We start from the raw sequence: 15,313 nt of genomic DNA on the forward strand, positions 1-15,313 counted from the left end.
GGGTTTTTTCCTGCCTTCTCCCCCTCAAAATATTAATTCTTGTAAAAAAACGCATTTTAGTCCAAAAACAGTATAATTGAATACAGAAACTAAAATAGTTGTAGCTAGCAAAAGCAAACCTGACCTAACGACCGTTTTTATCTGAATATAAGGATCGAAAAATATGCAACTGACTTATCGCGGCGCAAACTACGAGTACGATATTCCGACAGTCGATATACTAGAAGGCGAAGTCGCGGGCAAATATCGGGGTCAAGACTGGAACTATCGGTATCCGAGACACCTTGCAGTCCCCAAAAAATACGGGGGCGTCAACTCTAGCACAAAGCAAGATTTTCAAGCCCAGAAGGATGTCGTAGCAGCTAGCGCACCTTACTCGGCGGTTGAATCTTCGCCGACATTTGCGGACTTGGCGCAAGTTCACCGGGTGCATATTTGTAATATTCTCGATCGTAGGAAACAAGTAGCCAAAGCCAAGGGCGATGAAAGATTGCTGCGCTTGCTAGAAAGAGAGTGGCAGCAGATGGCTTGTTAGGAAATAGCTTCAGAAAATACAGCGTTTGTTAAGAGGGGAAAGTTGAGTTAAGCTCAATTTCCCCTTTTTGGTGTTGTTTGGGCGATCTTTTTCAACCCTGGAAGCGAGATTAATTGTCGGGATTTGGGGTGATGCGAAGTTGAGAAGGGCGATCGATCTTCTTAACACTGTTTTAGCTTTAGTCGCTGCTTTTGTAGCCTGGATTTGGTATTTTATACTATAAAATAGACATCCTATTTAAGAGCAGATCGACAAAGCAAAAACTATGACACTTACCAAGACCGAGTATAAATATATAGAACTAAATCAAGACAATGTTCCCATCATAGCCGGAACTACGATGAAAGTCGTTGAATTAGTCGAAGCTCAGATAGCTTATGGTTGGAGTCCCGCAGAATTACACCTCAATCATCGCTACTTGACTATGAGCCAAATTCTTTCTGCGTTAGCTTATTATTGGGATCGCAAACAAGAACTCGATGCAGAAATAAAGCGACGAGAAGAGTATGTCAAACAGGCAGAAAGTGAAGCTGGCGAATCTCCTTTTGCTGCTAGACTACGCGCTCAAGGGCTATTGAAATGAGTCTAGCACTTTATATGGACGAACCAATTCAGCTATTACAGTTGGTTTACGTCTTCGAGATGTAGATGTTTTAACTGTTCAAGAAGATGGACGTGCTGGTACATCAGATACTATTTTACTCGCTCGATCTATGGAACTTGGGTGACTTATGTTTTCACAAGACCAAGATTTTTTAATTGAAGCAAAACGTCGTCAAGCTGAAAGTATAAACTTCTCTGGTGTTATCTTTGCTCGTCAGTCTCGCGTTTCCATTGGTGATTGTATCCGCGACTTGGAAATAATTGCTACACTTGGCGAACTGGAAGAATTTGTTAATCGAGTTCAATATTTGCCTTTGTAGCTTGCCTTACATTTTATACAACTCCACAGCAGAATCAGTAGTATTCTGTCATTCTCCAGCGCTTCATTACTAAAAACTTTAAGCAAATGCGATCGCGCGATTTGCATAGTATGCGAAACAGAGGATATTCCGCTACAAACTTTTTCACCCAGTCAACCGAACTTAATTGCAGAGATTGTGACGTGGATTAGCGAGATGATAGAATAATAGAGAGTATGTTAGGATTAAACTAAACTCCCAATCTGGAGGCTTTATGTCTGACATTACCATAGACGATATCAAACTGAAACAACTGCTGAAAAGTGCAATTGTTGAACTGAGCCAAGAAAGAAAAGAAATTGTTTACGATTTATTAGCACAAATCATTGAAGATATTGCCTTAGAAAAAGCAATCCAAGAAGGTGAAAATACCGAGCCAGTCAGCCGCGCAGCAATTTTCAAGATTCTAGGACGAAAGGAATGAATGTTGAATTGCAAATATTTACGGAAAATAACGATAAAATTCCCGGCGATGTAGAACGCGCATCACCTCTATGACATCTCCGTTGACCTCTATTCCCATACGGTAATCGCCGATGCGGATGCGATAGCGACCATTGTAACCTCGCATGGCTTTAATATTAGGAATCTCCTCCAAAGTGTTCATGGCTTCTAGAGTTGTAAAGGCAAGTTCGTAGATGCGTTGGTATGATGTCGAACTCTTCAATTGCTTCAGGTCTTTTAGAAAAGCCTCACGGTATTGAACTTCCAAGATAATTACTCCTCAAGATAAGCTAATGCTTCCGCTCTATTTAGCAATGTTGTATTCACAGCTTCATTCATCGCTTTGTTCAGGCAATAATCTTCTACCGCTTCAGCCAAATTTTCCTCAGAAGCTTCTCCAGTAGGTAACAGTTGTCGCCATAAATCAATCGGAATCACTACTCCGATCGCCTCGCCGTCTTTGTTGGTAAGATATTCAATATTTATCATGCCTATTTTCCTCAAACCTGAATTTATATCGACTCTTGCCTCTGAGTGTATCATCCGAAATTAAATCCTCTGCGAGGGCTTCGCTAACGGGCGATCGCCAAACTCTCCCCATCAACCCTTAACGCAAACCACCTGCTTCAAAGTCGCCACAACCTCCACCAAATCCGACTGCTGACTCATCACCTCCTCAATAGACTTATAAGCCCCCGGAATTTCATCTAAAAACTCCGCATCTTTCCGACATTCCACCCCCTCAGTTTGCCGCACAAAATCATCGAGAGTGAATACACTCTTCGCTTTAGTGCGAGACATCAACCGCCCCGCGCCGTGACTGCAACTACAGTAACTTTCAACATTTCCCTTGCCTTTAACAATAAAAGACTTCGCCCCCATCGAACCCGGAATAATGCCGTAATCCTCAACTTGCGCGCGCACAGCACCCTTGCGAGTAACATACACATCCTCACCAAAGTGCACCTCTTTTTTCGCATAATTGTGGTGACAATTCACCTGTAATAGCGGCTTAGTAACTTTGCCACCAGCGAGATGCTTTTCCACAATTTTCTTAAACCGATTCATCATAATATCGCGGTTAAAACTCGCATAATCCTGCGCCCACTGCAAATCGTGCCAATAAGCCGCAAACTCCGGCGTACCTGCCACAAAATAAGCTAAATCTTTGTCAGCCAAACTAATTTCTGCCAGTTTAGCTAAATCTTTTGCAGTCTCGATGTGTTGTTGGGCTAGCAGATTACCGATACCGCGAGAACCAGAGTGCAGCATCAGCCAAACCGAGTTTTCCGTGTCAACGCAAACCTCAATAAAATGATTGCCGCCGCCGAGGGAACCTAACTGTTTTAAAGCTTTATTATCTTGGTGCTGCACTCCTTGATGCAGTTCCTTGAAATTTCGCCATCCTTGCCAGTTGGTGACAGTTTTTTCGACCTCTTTGTTTTCAGCAAATCCGACGGGAATTGCTGCTTCGATTTCGAGGCGAATTTGTTTGAGTTTTCCTTCTAATTTGTTGGCATTAAATGGCATTTTTACAGCCATTATCCCGCAACCAATGTCCACGCCCACAGCAGCAGGAATAATTGCTTCTTTTGTGGCAATTACTGAACCGACTAAAGCTCCTTTTCCTAAGTGTACGTCGGGCATTAGGGCGACGTGTTTGAATACAAATGGCAAAGATGCTACATTGGCGGCCATCTTGGTTTCTTTGTCACCCAAAGCGTGATTTGCCCAGGATAATACTGGTTTTGGGGTTGATATTTCTAATTTTTCGTAGGGCATTTTTGTTTAAATTTATTTGGCTCTATCCGTGTATGTAGTATATTTGTAACACAAGTATCGGCTAACGTCAATAGCCCGATCGCCAGAAACGGCATTTTTCACCAAAAAACTTAGTTCAAACCTTGAATCTGGGTTAAGAAACCCGGTTGCTGAGAGTCGGAAAGTTCGATCGTTCGGACTTCAGTCATGAAATATCAGCCGTAATCGCTAAGGTGCTGGCGCGGCGCACTCTACAAGCTCAACCGACAGCGCACTACAAACTACTTAAAGGCGGTTATGTGTCGATCGCAAATACCACTTGTTTGAGCACATCCAACCGCGAACAGTTCCAGTAATCGATGTGCGAAACGATTAAACCCTCGCTGTTAACCTTCAGTTCGCTCCTACCGGCGATCGCCATTTTGGGTTTCCAAGGTAGCGGCGCAATCCAACTCAGAGTCCAGCGAGTTTCGATAGTATCTCCAGACTGAGAAATATCGTGCAAATCGAGTTTAATCTGTTGAAAAAAAGTCCCCATAAACCCGATCATTTTTCGGTAGCGCTCGACTCCAGTAAATCGATTCACTGGGTCTTCAAAATAAACATCTTTTGCGTAAATGTTGTAACTCTGATTTTCAGGAAATCTGCGGTAGTCATCTTTGAGAATTTCCAGAATATTCATTATTATTAATTATAGGCCTTAAATTACTATAATATAATCATACCAAAAAATAGGGTTTCCCATCCGGGCCTCCCAGGATTCCCCAAGTTTTTAGAACAGGGTATAAATTCCCGTCTTAAAAACCTTGTCCTCAACTGTCAACTCTCAACTCTCAACAGCACAACTATGATCGACCTCTACACTTTTACCACACCCAACGGCCGCAAAGTCTCGATCATGCTCGAAGAAATAGGTTTACCCTACAACGTGCACGTCATAGACATCAGCAAAAACGACCAATTTAGCCCAGAATTCATCGCCATCAACCCCAACAGTAAAATACCCGCAATAGTCGATCGGGATAACGGCATCACTGTCTTCGAGTCCGGCGCCATCCTGATCTATCTAGCAGAAAAAAGCGGCAAATTTCTACCCACCGACAAAGAAAAATACTTTCAAGTTATGGAGTGGCTGATGTTTCAAATGGCCAGCGTCGGGCCCATGTTCGGTCAACTCAACCACTTCAAACGCTATGCACCCGAACAAATTCCCTATGCAATTCAACGCTACGAAAAAGAAACCTTGCGGATCTACGGAGTATTAGACACTCAACTAGCAAAACACGAATACATCTGCGGCGAATATTCAATCGCCGATATGGCGACTTATCCCTGGGTAGCTATTTACGAATTTCAAGGATTAACTCTCGACAACCACCCGCACCTCAAACGTTGGGTAGAAACCTTGCAGAAGCGTCCCGCCGTTGAGCGCGGCATGGCTGTTCCATCTATACAAAAATAGGACTTTTTTGTGGCGGGCACGCGAGCCCACCCCACAAGTAATTTTATGCTTTTGGGCGGGCACGCGAACCCACCCAACCATAAAATTCACTCTTTGTGGAACGGGCTTCTAGCCCGTTCAAAAAATCTTTAAAACCTAATCAGCAAAGTGCTGAATAATCGCCTCCGCAAACTCAGAACACTTCAACTCAGGCACCGGCGGCTCCATCAACCTTGCCAAATCGTAGGTAACTTCACCGTTAGAAATGGCCGCGCCCAAACCTTTTTTAATTAAATCAGCGGCTTCCTGCCATCCCATATATTCTAACATCATTACCCCCGACAAAATCAGGGAACCGGGATTGACTTTATCCAAACCAGCGTGTTTCGGTGCAGTGCCGTGAGTTGCCTCAAAAACAGCACATTCATCACCAATATTCGCGCCGGGGCCCATGCCCAATCCGCCGACAATGGCAGCAGCAGCATCGGACAAATAATCGCCGTTCAAATTCATCGTCGCCAAAATCGAATATTCGCCCGGTCGAGTTTGAATTTGTTGGAAAATACTGTCAGCAATGCGGTCATTGACCATGATTTTTTCCTTCCATTGCCCGCTGCCGTGACTTTCCCAAATTGCCGACAGAACATCGGCAACTTCTTTACAAATTACGGCTTGTTTTTCGGGAGTCAAAGCATCGTAGCCCGGATCTATTTGGCGGGCATTGTCTTCTAAGCTAATGTCGGGATTGCGTTCTTTGTTGCTGAGAATCCAAGACTCTCTTTCTGTCACACACTCAGTGCGATATTCGGTGGTTGCTAACTCGTAACCCCAATCTCGGAAGGCTCCTTCGGTGTATTTCATGATGTTGCCTTTGTGCACCAATGTTACTTGCTGCTTTTCTTTCGGCAACCGCAAAGCGTGGGTCATTGCCCGCCGCACTAAGCGTTGAGAACCGCTTTTGCTAATTGGTTTAATTCCGATTCCTGAATCGAGGCGAATTTGTTTTTTGCCGTGTTCTGGTGTGGCCGGAATTAACTCATTATTGAGATATTCAATTAGTTTGAGGCCGATTTCGCTGCCTTCCTTCCATTCAATTCCCAGGTAAATATCTTCTGTATTTTCCCGGTAAATAATTACGTCTAGCAGTTCGGGAGTTTTGTGCAATGATGGGGTTCCATCGTAATATTTGCAGGGCCGCACGCAGGCGTAGAGGTCAAAGATTTGCCGCAATGCTACGTTGAGCGATCGAATTCCGCCACCGATTGGGGTTGTCAGAGGCCCTTTGATGGCGACTCCGTACTCTTTGATGGCGTCTAGGGAATCTTGGGGCAAATATTGGTAAGTACCGTAGACATCGCAGGCTTCGTCACCTACATAAATCTTGAACCAGTTAATTTTTCGCTGGCCGCCGTAAGCCTGTTCTACTGCGGCATCCATGACTTTCTGCGATGCTGGCCACAAGTCTACGCCCGTACCGTCGCCGCGTATGAAGGGGATAATTGGGTCGTTGGGGACGATCGGCAAACCGTCTTTGAAGGTAATTTTAGAACCAGTGGTCGGGGCTACAATCTTTTCGTACATATCTTAATAGTGCGGATACCAATGTTCCCTATTTTGCCACGATTATACCAGAAGGAAGAAGGAAGAGGGAAGAAGGAAGAAGGAAGAGGGAAGAAGGAAGAAGGAAGAAGGAAGAAGGAAGAAGGAAGAGGGAAGAAGCGATCGGCTGCCGGTCACTGTGCTAATCTGGCGATCGCAAATTTAAAACTAAATTTAAAACTAAATTTAAAAAAAGTAGCAAAGATAGCAGAAGTTTCTCTCAAGTATGCCCATCTATCTTTCAGCGCTACTGTTCGGGACATCGTTGAAGCAAGTCACAATGATGATTGTTTTTTAACCGCAGATGACAGCAGATGAACACAGATAAACGCAGATAATTTTGAGGATATCTTTATTTGCGATATTTTTCCTTCTGCATATTTTTCTTGACAACCCACAAAATAAAGCCGATGACAATAGTCACAGCAACTATTTTAGAAACCGGGGCCAGATATTCATCTACAAGGTCGTAATTTGCACCCAATTTATATCCGGCAAAAGTCAGGAAGCTTACCCACAAAATTGTGCCGGCTGTTGAATAAAGCAAAAATGGGATTAAAGACATATTGTTGATGCCAGCCGGTAGGGAAATCAGGGTACGAACTCCCGGTACTAGGCGACACAAAAATACGGCTTTGTTGCCGTGTCTGTTAAACCATCTATTTGCTTTGTCAATGTCGGCACCGGATACTGCGATCCACTTGCCGTATTTGTCTGCTAAATTACTCAAGCGTTCTTCGCTCAATAATTTACCTGCATAGTACCAGGGCAGTGCTCCTAAAACAGTGCCTATCGTACCTGCTGCGATCGCCAGTGAAAAATCCATTCTGTCTTGCGACACTGTGAATCCTGCCAGCGGCATAATCAATTCTGAGGGTATGGGCGGGAAAAGGTTTTCTAAAAACATCAATAGGCCTATTCCCAGATAGCCCATCGACTCCATTGTGTTAGTTATCCATTCAACCATTTTGATTTAATAATTGGTAATAGGTACAGCAGAAGGAAGAAGGAAGAAGGAAGAAGGAAGAAGGAAGGAATGCTCGTTCCTAGGCTCTGCCTGGAAACGCATATATAGAGGCTCTGCCTCGACTGCGAACCAGGGAGGCAGAGCCTCGGTCTATTCATTCCTAGGCAGAGCATAGGAATGAATAGACGAGAAGCTATGATTAAGTTCCCGAAGTCCAGGAGTTGGTGTACTCAATTTGATCGGCAGTCAAGGTATCAATGAAAATACCCATTGCTTCCAATTTGAGACGCGCGATTTCTCTGTCAACTTCCACAGGGATTGAGTGAATACCTGGCTCTAGTTTGCCTTTGTTGGTGACAAGGTGTTCGGCGGCTAAGGCTTGGTTGGCGAAGCTCATATCCATGACAGCGCTGGGGTGTCCTTCGGCTGCTGCCAAGTTGATCAAACGGCCTTCGCCCAAGACAATAATCGACTTGCCATTATTGAGACGGTATTCTTGAGTGAAAGAGCGAACTGTTTTTACGCCGGTGCTTTTTGCGCCGAGGGATTTGAGGTCGATTTCAATGTCAAAGTGACCGGAATTGCAAACCATTGCGCCGTCTTTCATGGTGTCGAAATGTTCGGCACGAATGACGTGTTTGTTGCCGGTAACGGTGATGAAGATATCGCCTACTTTTGCGGCTTCGTCCATTGGCATGACGCGGAAACCGTCCATCACTGCTTCGATCGCCCGAATCGGATCGATTTCGGTGACAATTACGTTAGCGCCCATGCCGCGAGCCCGTTGTGCCGTGCCTTTGCCGCACCAACCGTAACCTGCAACCACAATATTTTTGCCGGCTAACAAAATATTGGTAGCGCGGATAATGCCATCTAGGGTAGATTGACCGGTGCCGTAGCGGTTGTCAAAAAAGTGCTTAGTGTCAGCGTCGTTGACGTTCATTGCAGGGAAAGTCAGCACGCCGTCTTTCAACATTGCCCGCAGGCGCACGATGCCCGTGGTGGTTTCTTCGGTGGTTCCGATCAAGTCGGAAATTTGGTTCGGGCGGTGCTGGATCAGGGCTGCTACTACGTCGCTGCCGTCGTCGATGATGATGTTGGGGCGGTGGTCGAGGGCTGTGTTAACGTGCCGTTCGTAGGTAGCTGCGTCTTCTCCTCTGAGGGCGAAGACGGAAATGCCGTAGTCTTCAACTAAGCAAGCTGCTACGTCATCTTGGGTGCTCAAGGGGTTGCTAGCGATGAGTACAGCGTCTGCACCGCCCATTTTCAGGGCGATCGCCAAATGGGCTGTTTCTGTGGTTACGTGGCAGCAAGCTGAAATACGGATGCCTGCGAAGGGCTTTTCTTTAGCGAAGCGTTCTTGAATTTGGCGCAATACTGGCATTTCGCGGCCGGCCCACTCGATGCGTTGCTTTCCCAACGGGGCGAGGGACAAGTCTTTTACTTCGTGTTTAATCTTGACGGATGTAGCTACCATGTATGTTATTTCCCAGAAATTATCAAGCCTTGTTAGTTTTAGCAGATTTACCTATCTGCGGGCAAGTGCTGCGATTTTAGTCGATCGCGAAAAGGCGGTGCTAATCTTAAATTTTGATTGTGTGCGATCGACCAATTTGCGATATCAGCACCGGGGAGTAACCCACACAGCCAGAGTCAGTCGATTTGAGATTTTAGATTTTAGATTAACTCCACAGATGAATCTGGAATCTTCAACTTTGGTCTCAAACCTTACTTTCGGGCGGACTGAATCTTTTTTATTAAGTAAATCCACCTAACTAAACGTCAAATACGGATCGCGATCAAGCTTGCTGTGTATGTCTTCTTCCTTCTCCCTTCTTCCTTCTTCCTTCTTCCTTCTTCCTTCTTCCTTCTTCCTTCTTCCTTCTATTTAGGGCGGCGTTCTTGAATTATATGAATAATCGAAGGCACAAAAGAAAGTACAATTATTACGCCAACAATCGGCAGTAAATATTTATCAACTTGATCGGGAGGAATCATCTTTCCCAGATAATAACCCAGCAGCGTTAGCCCCACCGTCCATAGAAAGCCGCCGATCAGGTTGTAAAACATAAAAGTTTTGTATTTCATTGCCGCCACTCCCGCCACTATCGGCGCAAAAGTGCGGACAATTGGCATAAATCTCGCCAATACAACTGCTTTTTGACCGTGTTTTTCGTAGAAGTTTTCGGTTTTTTCTAAATATTCTTTCTTAAACAGCCACGAATCTTCCTTGTTAAATAAGCGACGGCCCCAACGGTGTCCGGTTGCATAGCCAACATTATCGCCAGCCACCGCGCAGACAAAACACCCAAAAATTAGCGTCCCAATATTCAGAGAGTTGGGCCCAGATGCTACAATTCCAGCAGCAAACAGCAAGCTGTCTCCCGGCAGAAAAAAACCGAACAGCAATCCCGATTCCGCGAACACAATAGCCCAAATTCCCAAATAACCGAAGGTTTTAATCAGTTGCTGCAAATCAAAATTCATTTTTTTACTTTTCCGGGAAATTAACTAATATCATGTCCGCTCGATTATCCTAACAAAAACCGATCGCGCGCGCCCCATGCAAGTCCTCCGCGTGAGAGCGGACTCCAAGACGGGCGAACCTGACGCGCGATCGGTCAATCGATCGGACATTATATAAACGGTAGATAATGGATTCTTTCGATATAGTTATCCGCTATTGCAGCCCCTCGAAGCACCGGTGCGCCGGACAAAAACTAGGGCGGCGGTGGGGATTCAAGCGGAGTGCGATCGGGCGGAGATTAAAATTCCTCAACCCGTACCGGTGAATTTATACGACTTCCACTCATCGAACAAGTCTGCATCTAATTCAGCTAGCGACGCATAGTTAAGCTGCGAGAGGGGGAGATGGGGAGAGTGGGAGATAGAAAGAGTGGGAGATAGAAAGAGTGGGAGATAGAAAGAGTGGGAGAGTGGGAGAGTGGGAGAGTGGGAGATGAGGAGAGTGGGAGATGCGAAAAATCCTCTTTCTTCCCTCTTCCTTCTTCCCTCTTCCTTCTTCCTTCTTCCTTCTTCCTTCTTAAATCAAGCAAAAGGCGAGCCGATTTCCCATCAGCGCGCCTGCAAATCCTATTCTTTTTTGTCAAACGTAATTTAGCCGATCGTTCTGATTGAAAAAATTAGGAAGCCGTCTTGCTAGCGCGGCGGCGGCGTGCTGCAACCAATCCGCCCAAACCGAGAGCCAAACCAGTCATTGTAATCGGTTCGGGAACTGCTTCTGCGCTCACGGTGAAGTCTTGGAAGTCTGCGTCGTTACGGTTACCGCGATCGTCAAAAGAGATTAGCGTGCCTTCGTTAGACAGAGAAGCTGTTCCGTCTGTGTAACTTCCGGCCGCTTGGAAGACGTTCGTTGTTTCTTTGCCTAGTGCGCTCCACAGTGACGAAGCCCCACCAAACACGGCTTGCTGGCTGCCGCCGAAGCCAGTGTTGAGGGCCGAGGTCGAGTAGACAGTGCCGTTGCCGCCGCTGTTGAGTCCCAAAGTATAAACTTGATTTGCCAGGAATGTGAAGACTGCCGAGCCTGAGCCCAAGACTGTATTGCCCAGAGATCCTTTCCATTCGTTTTCCCACTGGTTGTCTGAGGATTTAGTTTCCGAAAACAGTGTGCTAACTAGAGATGTCGCCGAGTCCTTCACGCTGTAAATTCCCAAAGAGGAAGTGTAGGCACCGTGAGACTCTTTGAAGTTAAACCTGACATCTGTATTTTGGGTGAAGGTGATACCGTTGGTACCAAAGGAGAAGGCTTGGGCTGGAGCGGAGACACCTAATAAAGCGGTGGCGGCTGCGGTAGCGGTTAGGGCGGATAAGAGTTTGGCGTTCATAATTTTTTTCTTTTGTGCGAAGGTCTTTTAATAATTTAATTATCTGATACTTTATTTGTGTTTTTTCATTTGATGTGGATTTTGACAGACTCTTTATTAAGCCTTTACAAATCCTTTATAAATGCTGTCGATCGCATCGGCAAGCGGGCGATTGCTCCCTAAAAACAAACAGAAAATAATTATCAAGATTGTGGCTATAAAGCTTGATTTTGCGGTCATTGGAGCAGGAACCTGCCCAACTGATTTGGGTCTGGTTGATCCTAATTTTTGATTTTATTCCAAGTCTAAATTTTTCACAGCAAACACTTACGTATAAACACTGTCAGTTCCGCGAAATCTGACAGTTATAAAAATTTTATATTAACCAAAAACTGGGAAGATTTGTTTTTGGGGACTTGCCTGTGGGAGTTAAATTAGTCGATCGCTCCGTTAAATTACGTACAAACTGCGATCTTTGGGTTTAGGTCTTGCCGTTGAACTACAGAGAACCCGGGCCGTGACAGATCCCAAAGATGCGATCGATAGTGGCTTTCTGCTTTCAAAATTGCCAAACAGCAGATTGTCATCAGAAATCACCATATTACAGAAACTCTTGGCAAGCCCTAATCGCGATCGATCGTCTATCGCATCAAAAAAGACCGCTGTAGCGTTCCTCAGCCCAAGGTTCGCCCCTCCGGTGGTAGCCGTTGCGTTCCCAAAAACCGAGTTGTTCGGTTTCTGTAAACTCCAGGCCGTTAATCCATTTGGCGCTTTTCCAGGCGTACAGGTGCGGAACTACCAGTCGCATCGGGCCGCCGTGGTCGGGGGATAGCGGTTCGCCGAAGACGGTGTGGGCGAAAAAGTTTTCTGATCGGAGGAAGTCGGCGATCGCAATATTAGTAGTGTAGTCGCCGTAGCAGTGTTCAACGATGTGCAGGGCTTTGGGATCGACTTCTACATAGTTCATAAAATCCGTGACTTTGACTCCCGTCCACTGCACGTCGAGTTTTGACCAGTGGGTGACGCAGTGAAAATCCGCAGTAAAGTTAGTTTGGGGCATGGCCTGGAAGTCTGACCAAGTGAAGGTTTTTGGTTTTGCCAATCCCCAGACTTTAAATTCCCAAGTCTCAATGCTGACGGAGGGTGTATCGCCATAAGTCAGAACGGGAAAGCCGTTGGCGAGGTATTGACCGGGGGGGACGCGATCGCTATTGTCTGATTCTGGCTTGCGAAAAAATTTGCCCTGCATTTATTCAAGCTCTACAGTAAATGACTGCAATCCTCAGTATAACTTAGGGAGAACTACAAACAACAATTTTACCCGTGGGTAATTTACCGCTTTTTACCGAACTTGCAATGCTTGACTGTTGCGCGTTTTCGTCGCCAAAATAATGCTGAGGAACATTTGCGAATTATTGAAAAATTGCTGCCGCGAGTGGAATTTGCGATCGCCTTTGGGGTAAGGAAAGCAGCATTTAGTAAATCGTGCAGGATAACAGAAGTGCGATCGCACTCGATAGACTGAGTTTTGCGAAAAATTCCGTCTGAGAGCTATGATATAAAAGTCAGAGAGAATCTGGTATTGATTATGCTACGCACATTTGAGGCTCTACTGAAAGGAAAGTTTTTAGAGTGGACGAACGATGCTCCGCAACAGAGCGATCGCCCGCTGAAAGTTTACGTGACTTTGTTAGAGGAAAAGTCTAGTATAAGTGCAGAATGTCGCCGTCAAAAAATAGTTGAAATCTTGGAAAAGCTGGCGGCGAGTCAGGCTTTTGAAGAAGTCACAAATCCGGTTGCATGGCAGCGAGAGATGCGTCAAGATCGTCCGCTTCCTGGTAGGGATGAATGATGCTACTTGATAGTAACATTATTATCTACGCTTCTCAACCGGAACACGCCCAGATTCGGCAGTTTATTAGCGAGATCGAAATAACAGTATCCGCAGTTAGTTATGTTGAAGTGCTTGGCTACCACAGACTAACTGAAGAGTCTCGCCTACACTTTGAGGAATTTTTTGGGGTGGTTGAGGTTTTACCTATTTCCCAAGCTGTACTCGATCGCGCTGTCACACTGCGACAAATGAGGAGGATGACACTTGGCGATGCTATTATTGCAGCAACCGCTTTGCTGTACGGTTTGACTTTAGTGACGCGAAATATAGAGGATTTTCAATGGATTGCTGAACTGACGCTGATTAACCCGTTTGAGGCTGAATTAGGCAGTTAAGGTCGATCGCACTTTGGGAAGAAAAAACCATCGCACTTCCAGCCAAAATCAGTATATATTAGAGTTAGAGCTAAAAAATACCAGTAAAAAGTCTATGCCGACTTATAATGAGGTACTAACTCAAGTTCAACGCCTCGCCCTGTCTGACCAACTCCGATTATTAGAGGAATTGAGAAAGATCATTCATCAGGAGGTTGAAGTTGAAGGCGATGATGAGGTGGTTTCAGTCCAAGAAATAGCGGAAAGTCAAGCAGCATTGGCAGATTATTTCGCGGGGCGCGATCGGGGCATATCCTCAAAAGAACTTAAGTTGTGACTCAGATTGGTTCTCGCGGTGATGTGTATAAATAAGGGCGATCGCACTTTGGGAAAAAAAGGGCGATCGCATATTTATTGACTGCTTTTTACGTGATGTTCCACATAAGAGCGCAGCACGGCATTCATTAGAGATTGATAACCTTTTCCTTGACTTTTAAACCAATCTAATACATCGCTATCAACTCTTAAAGAAATAGCTTGTTTTGTGAGGGGTTTTACCAGTTTAGCTTGTTCCCAAAAACTCGCATCTAACTCAGGAATATCAGAGGTATCGATCGCAGATTCTGGAATATTTTCTAATTCTTCAAGTCGTTTGGGCGAGATAGTCATAGTAGGTATTTTTTTCTTGATGAGTGGCTTTTCTTGCAGAGATGATGCGGATACACTCCATTTCTTTCAGTATGCGCTACAGTGACGATAACGACACCTTGTATGGCACCAATACTGATTTCTCGGATTTCTCCGTAGTCGAAACGCTCATCAATGGCATTAAAAACGATTCCGTCAAAGATTTCTTGAGCTTCTTCAAAGCTAATGCCATGTTTTTTGAGATTTTGGGCGTTTTTATTTTCATCCCATTCAAACTGCATAGTGTATATACAAAACGTATCTACTTATAATATAGCATAACCAGATCGCGCTTTGGGAAGAAAAGGGCGATCGCCTGAGCAAGATTCACTCAAGCCCGGTATAATTTATTAAAACTCCCAGATACTAGGAGATTAAGATGCAAGTCAAAGACATGACAGTTGAGCAACTGCGGGACTTAATTCGGCATACCGTTGAACAGTGTTTAGAAGAATATTTTGGCGATCCTGATTCTGGTTTAGAAGTTAAGGAAGAAGTCAAGCTGAAATTGTTGGATTCAATCAAGGTAAAACAAGCCGGAGAAAGTAGCATCGAACCTGGGGAAGTTTATCAAAAACTTGGCATGAAATCGTAATGAGCTATTCGGTTGATTTGACAGCAGAAGCTCAGGTTAACCAAGAAAGATTGACTCCGGCGGTGCGGGAACGTATAGGTAATAAAATCAATTGGTTGGCTGAAAATTTTGAACAAATTACTCCTATGCATTTGTCCGCTAATCTGGCAGGTTTCTTTAAGTTAAGAGTGGGTGATTATCGCGTAATTTATACTTTTAATGAGGAGTTAAGGGTTATTAGTATTCACCAGATTGGACACCGGAGAGAAATTTATGATTAAGTTAAGGGCGATCGCGCTTTGGGAAGAAAT

Annotated in this window: 29 protein-coding genes; 16 read left to right on the forward strand and 13 right to left on the reverse strand. The window is 44.9% G+C overall.

Features of this window, described 5'->3' with window-relative positions; translation table 11 throughout:
* Positions 1 to 163: 163 nt before the first annotated feature.
* From QUB52_RS10815 to QUB52_RS10830, 5 genes are all read left to right on the forward strand, one after another.
* On the forward strand, positions 164 to 535 hold the full coding sequence (locus tag QUB52_RS10815) for a DUF4278 domain-containing protein (protein WP_332970175.1): 372 nt from the start codon (positions 164 to 166) through the stop codon (positions 533 to 535).
* A gap of 265 nt (positions 536 to 800) precedes the next feature.
* On the forward strand, positions 801 to 1,118 hold the full coding sequence (locus tag QUB52_RS10820) for a DUF433 domain-containing protein (protein ID WP_332973194.1): 318 nt from the start codon (positions 801 to 803) through the stop codon (positions 1,116 to 1,118).
* 148 nt (positions 1,119 to 1,266) lie between these two features.
* Positions 1,267 to 1,458 (forward strand): hypothetical protein, encoded by a 192-nt coding sequence (locus tag QUB52_RS10825; RefSeq protein ID WP_332973193.1) that lies wholly within the window; start codon positions 1,267 to 1,269, stop codon positions 1,456 to 1,458.
* Positions 1,459 to 1,503: 45 nt separating this feature from the next.
* The gene (locus QUB52_RS29250) at positions 1,504 to 1,665 is read left to right on the forward strand and encodes an NACHT C-terminal alpha/beta 1 domain-containing protein (protein ID WP_442923370.1); all 162 of its coding nucleotides are present in this window, start codon (positions 1,504 to 1,506) and stop codon (positions 1,663 to 1,665) included.
* A 46-nt stretch (positions 1,666 to 1,711) separates the two neighbouring features.
* Entirely contained in the window at positions 1,712 to 1,921 is a 210-nt protein-coding gene (locus QUB52_RS10830; protein ID WP_332973192.1) for a hypothetical protein, read from the forward strand.
* A gap of 18 nt (positions 1,922 to 1,939) precedes the next feature.
* Here QUB52_RS10830 and QUB52_RS10835 read toward each other — a convergent pair whose 3' ends face one another.
* The 4 genes from QUB52_RS10835 to QUB52_RS10850 all read right to left on the reverse strand — a co-directional run bounded on the left by QUB52_RS10835 (position 1,940) and on the right by QUB52_RS10850 (position 4,384).
* Positions 1,940 to 2,209: a type II toxin-antitoxin system RelE family toxin gene (locus QUB52_RS10835; protein WP_265236806.1), complete on the reverse strand. Its 270-nt coding sequence runs from the start codon at positions 2,207 to 2,209 to the stop codon at positions 1,940 to 1,942.
* Between the two features lie 5 nt (positions 2,210 to 2,214).
* A complete protein-coding gene (locus QUB52_RS10840) occupies positions 2,215 to 2,430 on the reverse strand; it encodes a hypothetical protein (protein ID WP_332973191.1) in 216 nt (71 codons plus the stop codon).
* A 111-nt stretch (positions 2,431 to 2,541) separates the two neighbouring features.
* Complete coding sequence (locus tag QUB52_RS10845; protein WP_332973190.1) at positions 2,542 to 3,723, reverse strand: RtcB family protein; 1,182 nt, start codon at positions 3,721 to 3,723, stop codon at positions 2,542 to 2,544.
* A 274-nt stretch (positions 3,724 to 3,997) separates the two neighbouring features.
* Positions 3,998 to 4,384 (reverse strand): DUF2358 domain-containing protein, encoded by a 387-nt coding sequence (locus QUB52_RS10850; protein ID WP_332973189.1) that lies wholly within the window; start codon positions 4,382 to 4,384, stop codon positions 3,998 to 4,000.
* A 165-nt stretch (positions 4,385 to 4,549) separates the two neighbouring features.
* Here QUB52_RS10850 and QUB52_RS10855 point away from each other — a divergent pair, with 165 nt between their 5' ends.
* Complete coding sequence (locus QUB52_RS10855) at positions 4,550 to 5,164, forward strand: glutathione S-transferase N-terminal domain-containing protein (protein ID WP_265236814.1); 615 nt, start codon at positions 4,550 to 4,552, stop codon at positions 5,162 to 5,164.
* A 135-nt stretch (positions 5,165 to 5,299) separates the two neighbouring features.
* Here QUB52_RS10855 and QUB52_RS10860 read toward each other — a convergent pair whose 3' ends face one another.
* Positions 5,300 to 6,724, reverse strand: coding sequence for an NADP-dependent isocitrate dehydrogenase (locus QUB52_RS10860; protein WP_265236815.1), 1,425 nt, complete (start codon positions 6,722 to 6,724; stop codon positions 5,300 to 5,302).
* A 21-nt stretch (positions 6,725 to 6,745) separates the two neighbouring features.
* Between QUB52_RS10860 and QUB52_RS10865 the strand changes: the two genes are divergently transcribed.
* Positions 6,746 to 7,060, forward strand: a complete 315-nt coding sequence (locus QUB52_RS10865) for a hypothetical protein (protein WP_332976175.1) — start codon at positions 6,746 to 6,748, stop codon at positions 7,058 to 7,060.
* Between the two features lie 34 nt (positions 7,061 to 7,094).
* Here the strand turns inward: QUB52_RS10865 and QUB52_RS10870 are convergent, their stop codons facing one another.
* Complete coding sequence (locus QUB52_RS10870) at positions 7,095 to 7,709, reverse strand: DedA family protein (RefSeq protein WP_332973187.1); 615 nt, start codon at positions 7,707 to 7,709, stop codon at positions 7,095 to 7,097.
* 13 nt (positions 7,710 to 7,722) lie between these two features.
* Between QUB52_RS10870 and QUB52_RS10875 the strand changes: the two genes are divergently transcribed.
* Positions 7,723 to 7,884: a hypothetical protein gene (locus tag QUB52_RS10875; protein ID WP_332973185.1), complete on the forward strand. Its 162-nt coding sequence runs from the start codon at positions 7,723 to 7,725 to the stop codon at positions 7,882 to 7,884.
* A gap of 24 nt (positions 7,885 to 7,908) precedes the next feature.
* Here QUB52_RS10875 and ahcY read toward each other — a convergent pair whose 3' ends face one another.
* Positions 7,909 to 9,186, reverse strand: a complete 1,278-nt coding sequence (ahcY, locus tag QUB52_RS10880) for an adenosylhomocysteinase (RefSeq protein WP_332973183.1) — start codon at positions 9,184 to 9,186, stop codon at positions 7,909 to 7,911.
* Here ahcY and QUB52_RS10885 point away from each other — a divergent pair.
* Positions 9,185 to 9,484 (forward strand): hypothetical protein, encoded by a 300-nt coding sequence (locus QUB52_RS10885; protein ID WP_332973182.1) that lies wholly within the window; start codon positions 9,185 to 9,187, stop codon positions 9,482 to 9,484. The two genes, ahcY and QUB52_RS10885, sit on opposite strands and share 2 nt — an antisense overlap.
* 109 nt (positions 9,485 to 9,593) lie before the next feature.
* Here the strand turns inward: QUB52_RS10885 and QUB52_RS10890 are convergent, their stop codons facing one another.
* Positions 9,594 to 10,196, reverse strand: coding sequence for a DedA family protein (locus tag QUB52_RS10890; protein WP_332970553.1), 603 nt, complete (start codon positions 10,194 to 10,196; stop codon positions 9,594 to 9,596).
* Between the two features lie 196 nt (positions 10,197 to 10,392).
* Here QUB52_RS10890 and QUB52_RS10895 point away from each other — a divergent pair, with 196 nt between their 5' ends.
* On the forward strand, positions 10,393 to 10,560 hold the full coding sequence (locus tag QUB52_RS10895) for a hypothetical protein (protein WP_265236830.1): 168 nt from the start codon (positions 10,393 to 10,395) through the stop codon (positions 10,558 to 10,560).
* On the opposite strand, the gene QUB52_RS10900 is transcribed toward QUB52_RS10895, so the two are convergent.
* The 3 genes from QUB52_RS10900 to QUB52_RS10910 all read right to left on the reverse strand — a co-directional run bounded on the left by QUB52_RS10900 (position 10,547) and on the right by QUB52_RS10910 (position 12,782).
* On the reverse strand, positions 10,547 to 10,819 hold the full coding sequence (locus QUB52_RS10900) for a hypothetical protein (RefSeq protein ID WP_265236832.1): 273 nt from the start codon (positions 10,817 to 10,819) through the stop codon (positions 10,547 to 10,549). The genes QUB52_RS10895 and QUB52_RS10900 overlap by 14 nt on opposite strands.
* 33 nt (positions 10,820 to 10,852) lie before the next feature.
* Complete coding sequence (locus QUB52_RS10905) at positions 10,853 to 11,554, reverse strand: PEP-CTERM sorting domain-containing protein (protein WP_265236834.1); 702 nt, start codon at positions 11,552 to 11,554, stop codon at positions 10,853 to 10,855.
* A 628-nt stretch (positions 11,555 to 12,182) separates the two neighbouring features.
* Positions 12,183 to 12,782 carry a sulfite oxidase-like oxidoreductase gene (locus QUB52_RS10910; protein ID WP_265236836.1) on the reverse strand — a complete coding sequence of 200 codons (600 nt, stop codon included), beginning with the start codon at positions 12,780 to 12,782 and terminating at the stop codon, positions 12,183 to 12,185.
* 111 nt (positions 12,783 to 12,893) lie between these two features.
* On the opposite strand from QUB52_RS10910, the gene QUB52_RS10915 reads away from it, so the two are divergent.
* The 4 genes from QUB52_RS10915 to QUB52_RS10930 all read left to right on the forward strand — a co-directional run bounded on the left by QUB52_RS10915 (position 12,894) and on the right by QUB52_RS10930 (position 14,078).
* Positions 12,894 to 13,058, forward strand: coding sequence for a hypothetical protein (locus tag QUB52_RS10915; protein WP_265236838.1), 165 nt, complete (start codon positions 12,894 to 12,896; stop codon positions 13,056 to 13,058).
* 63 nt (positions 13,059 to 13,121) lie between these two features.
* Positions 13,122 to 13,385 carry a hypothetical protein gene (locus QUB52_RS10920; RefSeq protein ID WP_332970550.1) on the forward strand — a complete coding sequence of 88 codons (264 nt, stop codon included), beginning with the start codon at positions 13,122 to 13,124 and terminating at the stop codon, positions 13,383 to 13,385.
* A complete protein-coding gene (locus QUB52_RS10925) occupies positions 13,382 to 13,762 on the forward strand; it encodes a type II toxin-antitoxin system VapC family toxin (RefSeq protein ID WP_265236842.1) in 381 nt (126 codons plus the stop codon). The genes QUB52_RS10920 and QUB52_RS10925 overlap by 4 nt, the downstream gene beginning before the upstream one ends.
* A gap of 94 nt (positions 13,763 to 13,856) precedes the next feature.
* Positions 13,857 to 14,078, forward strand: coding sequence for a hypothetical protein (locus tag QUB52_RS10930; protein ID WP_265236844.1), 222 nt, complete (start codon positions 13,857 to 13,859; stop codon positions 14,076 to 14,078).
* Positions 14,079 to 14,152: 74 nt separating this feature from the next.
* Here QUB52_RS10930 and QUB52_RS10935 read toward each other — a convergent pair whose 3' ends face one another.
* Entirely contained in the window at positions 14,153 to 14,410 is a 258-nt protein-coding gene (locus QUB52_RS10935; protein WP_265236846.1) for a BrnA antitoxin family protein, read from the reverse strand.
* Positions 14,407 to 14,670 (reverse strand): BrnT family toxin, encoded by a 264-nt coding sequence (locus QUB52_RS10940; protein ID WP_265236848.1) that lies wholly within the window; start codon positions 14,668 to 14,670, stop codon positions 14,407 to 14,409. Before QUB52_RS10940 ends, QUB52_RS10935 begins: the two co-directional genes overlap by 4 nt.
* A gap of 137 nt (positions 14,671 to 14,807) precedes the next feature.
* Here QUB52_RS10940 and QUB52_RS10945 point away from each other — a divergent pair, with 137 nt between their 5' ends.
* Together QUB52_RS10945 and QUB52_RS10950 are read left to right on the forward strand one after the other, a co-directional pair.
* Complete coding sequence (locus QUB52_RS10945; protein ID WP_332970548.1) at positions 14,808 to 15,023, forward strand: hypothetical protein; 216 nt, start codon at positions 14,808 to 14,810, stop codon at positions 15,021 to 15,023.
* Positions 15,023 to 15,283 (forward strand): type II toxin-antitoxin system RelE family toxin, encoded by a 261-nt coding sequence (locus tag QUB52_RS10950; protein ID WP_332973180.1) that lies wholly within the window; start codon positions 15,023 to 15,025, stop codon positions 15,281 to 15,283. Before QUB52_RS10945 ends, QUB52_RS10950 begins: the two co-directional genes overlap by 1 nt.
* Positions 15,284 to 15,313: the final 30 nt, after the last annotated feature.

The organism is Microcoleus sp. A6-C6, assembly GCF_036705955.1.
In the GTDB taxonomy this organism is placed as follows: domain Bacteria; phylum Cyanobacteriota; class Cyanobacteriia; order Cyanobacteriales; family Microcoleaceae; genus Microcoleus.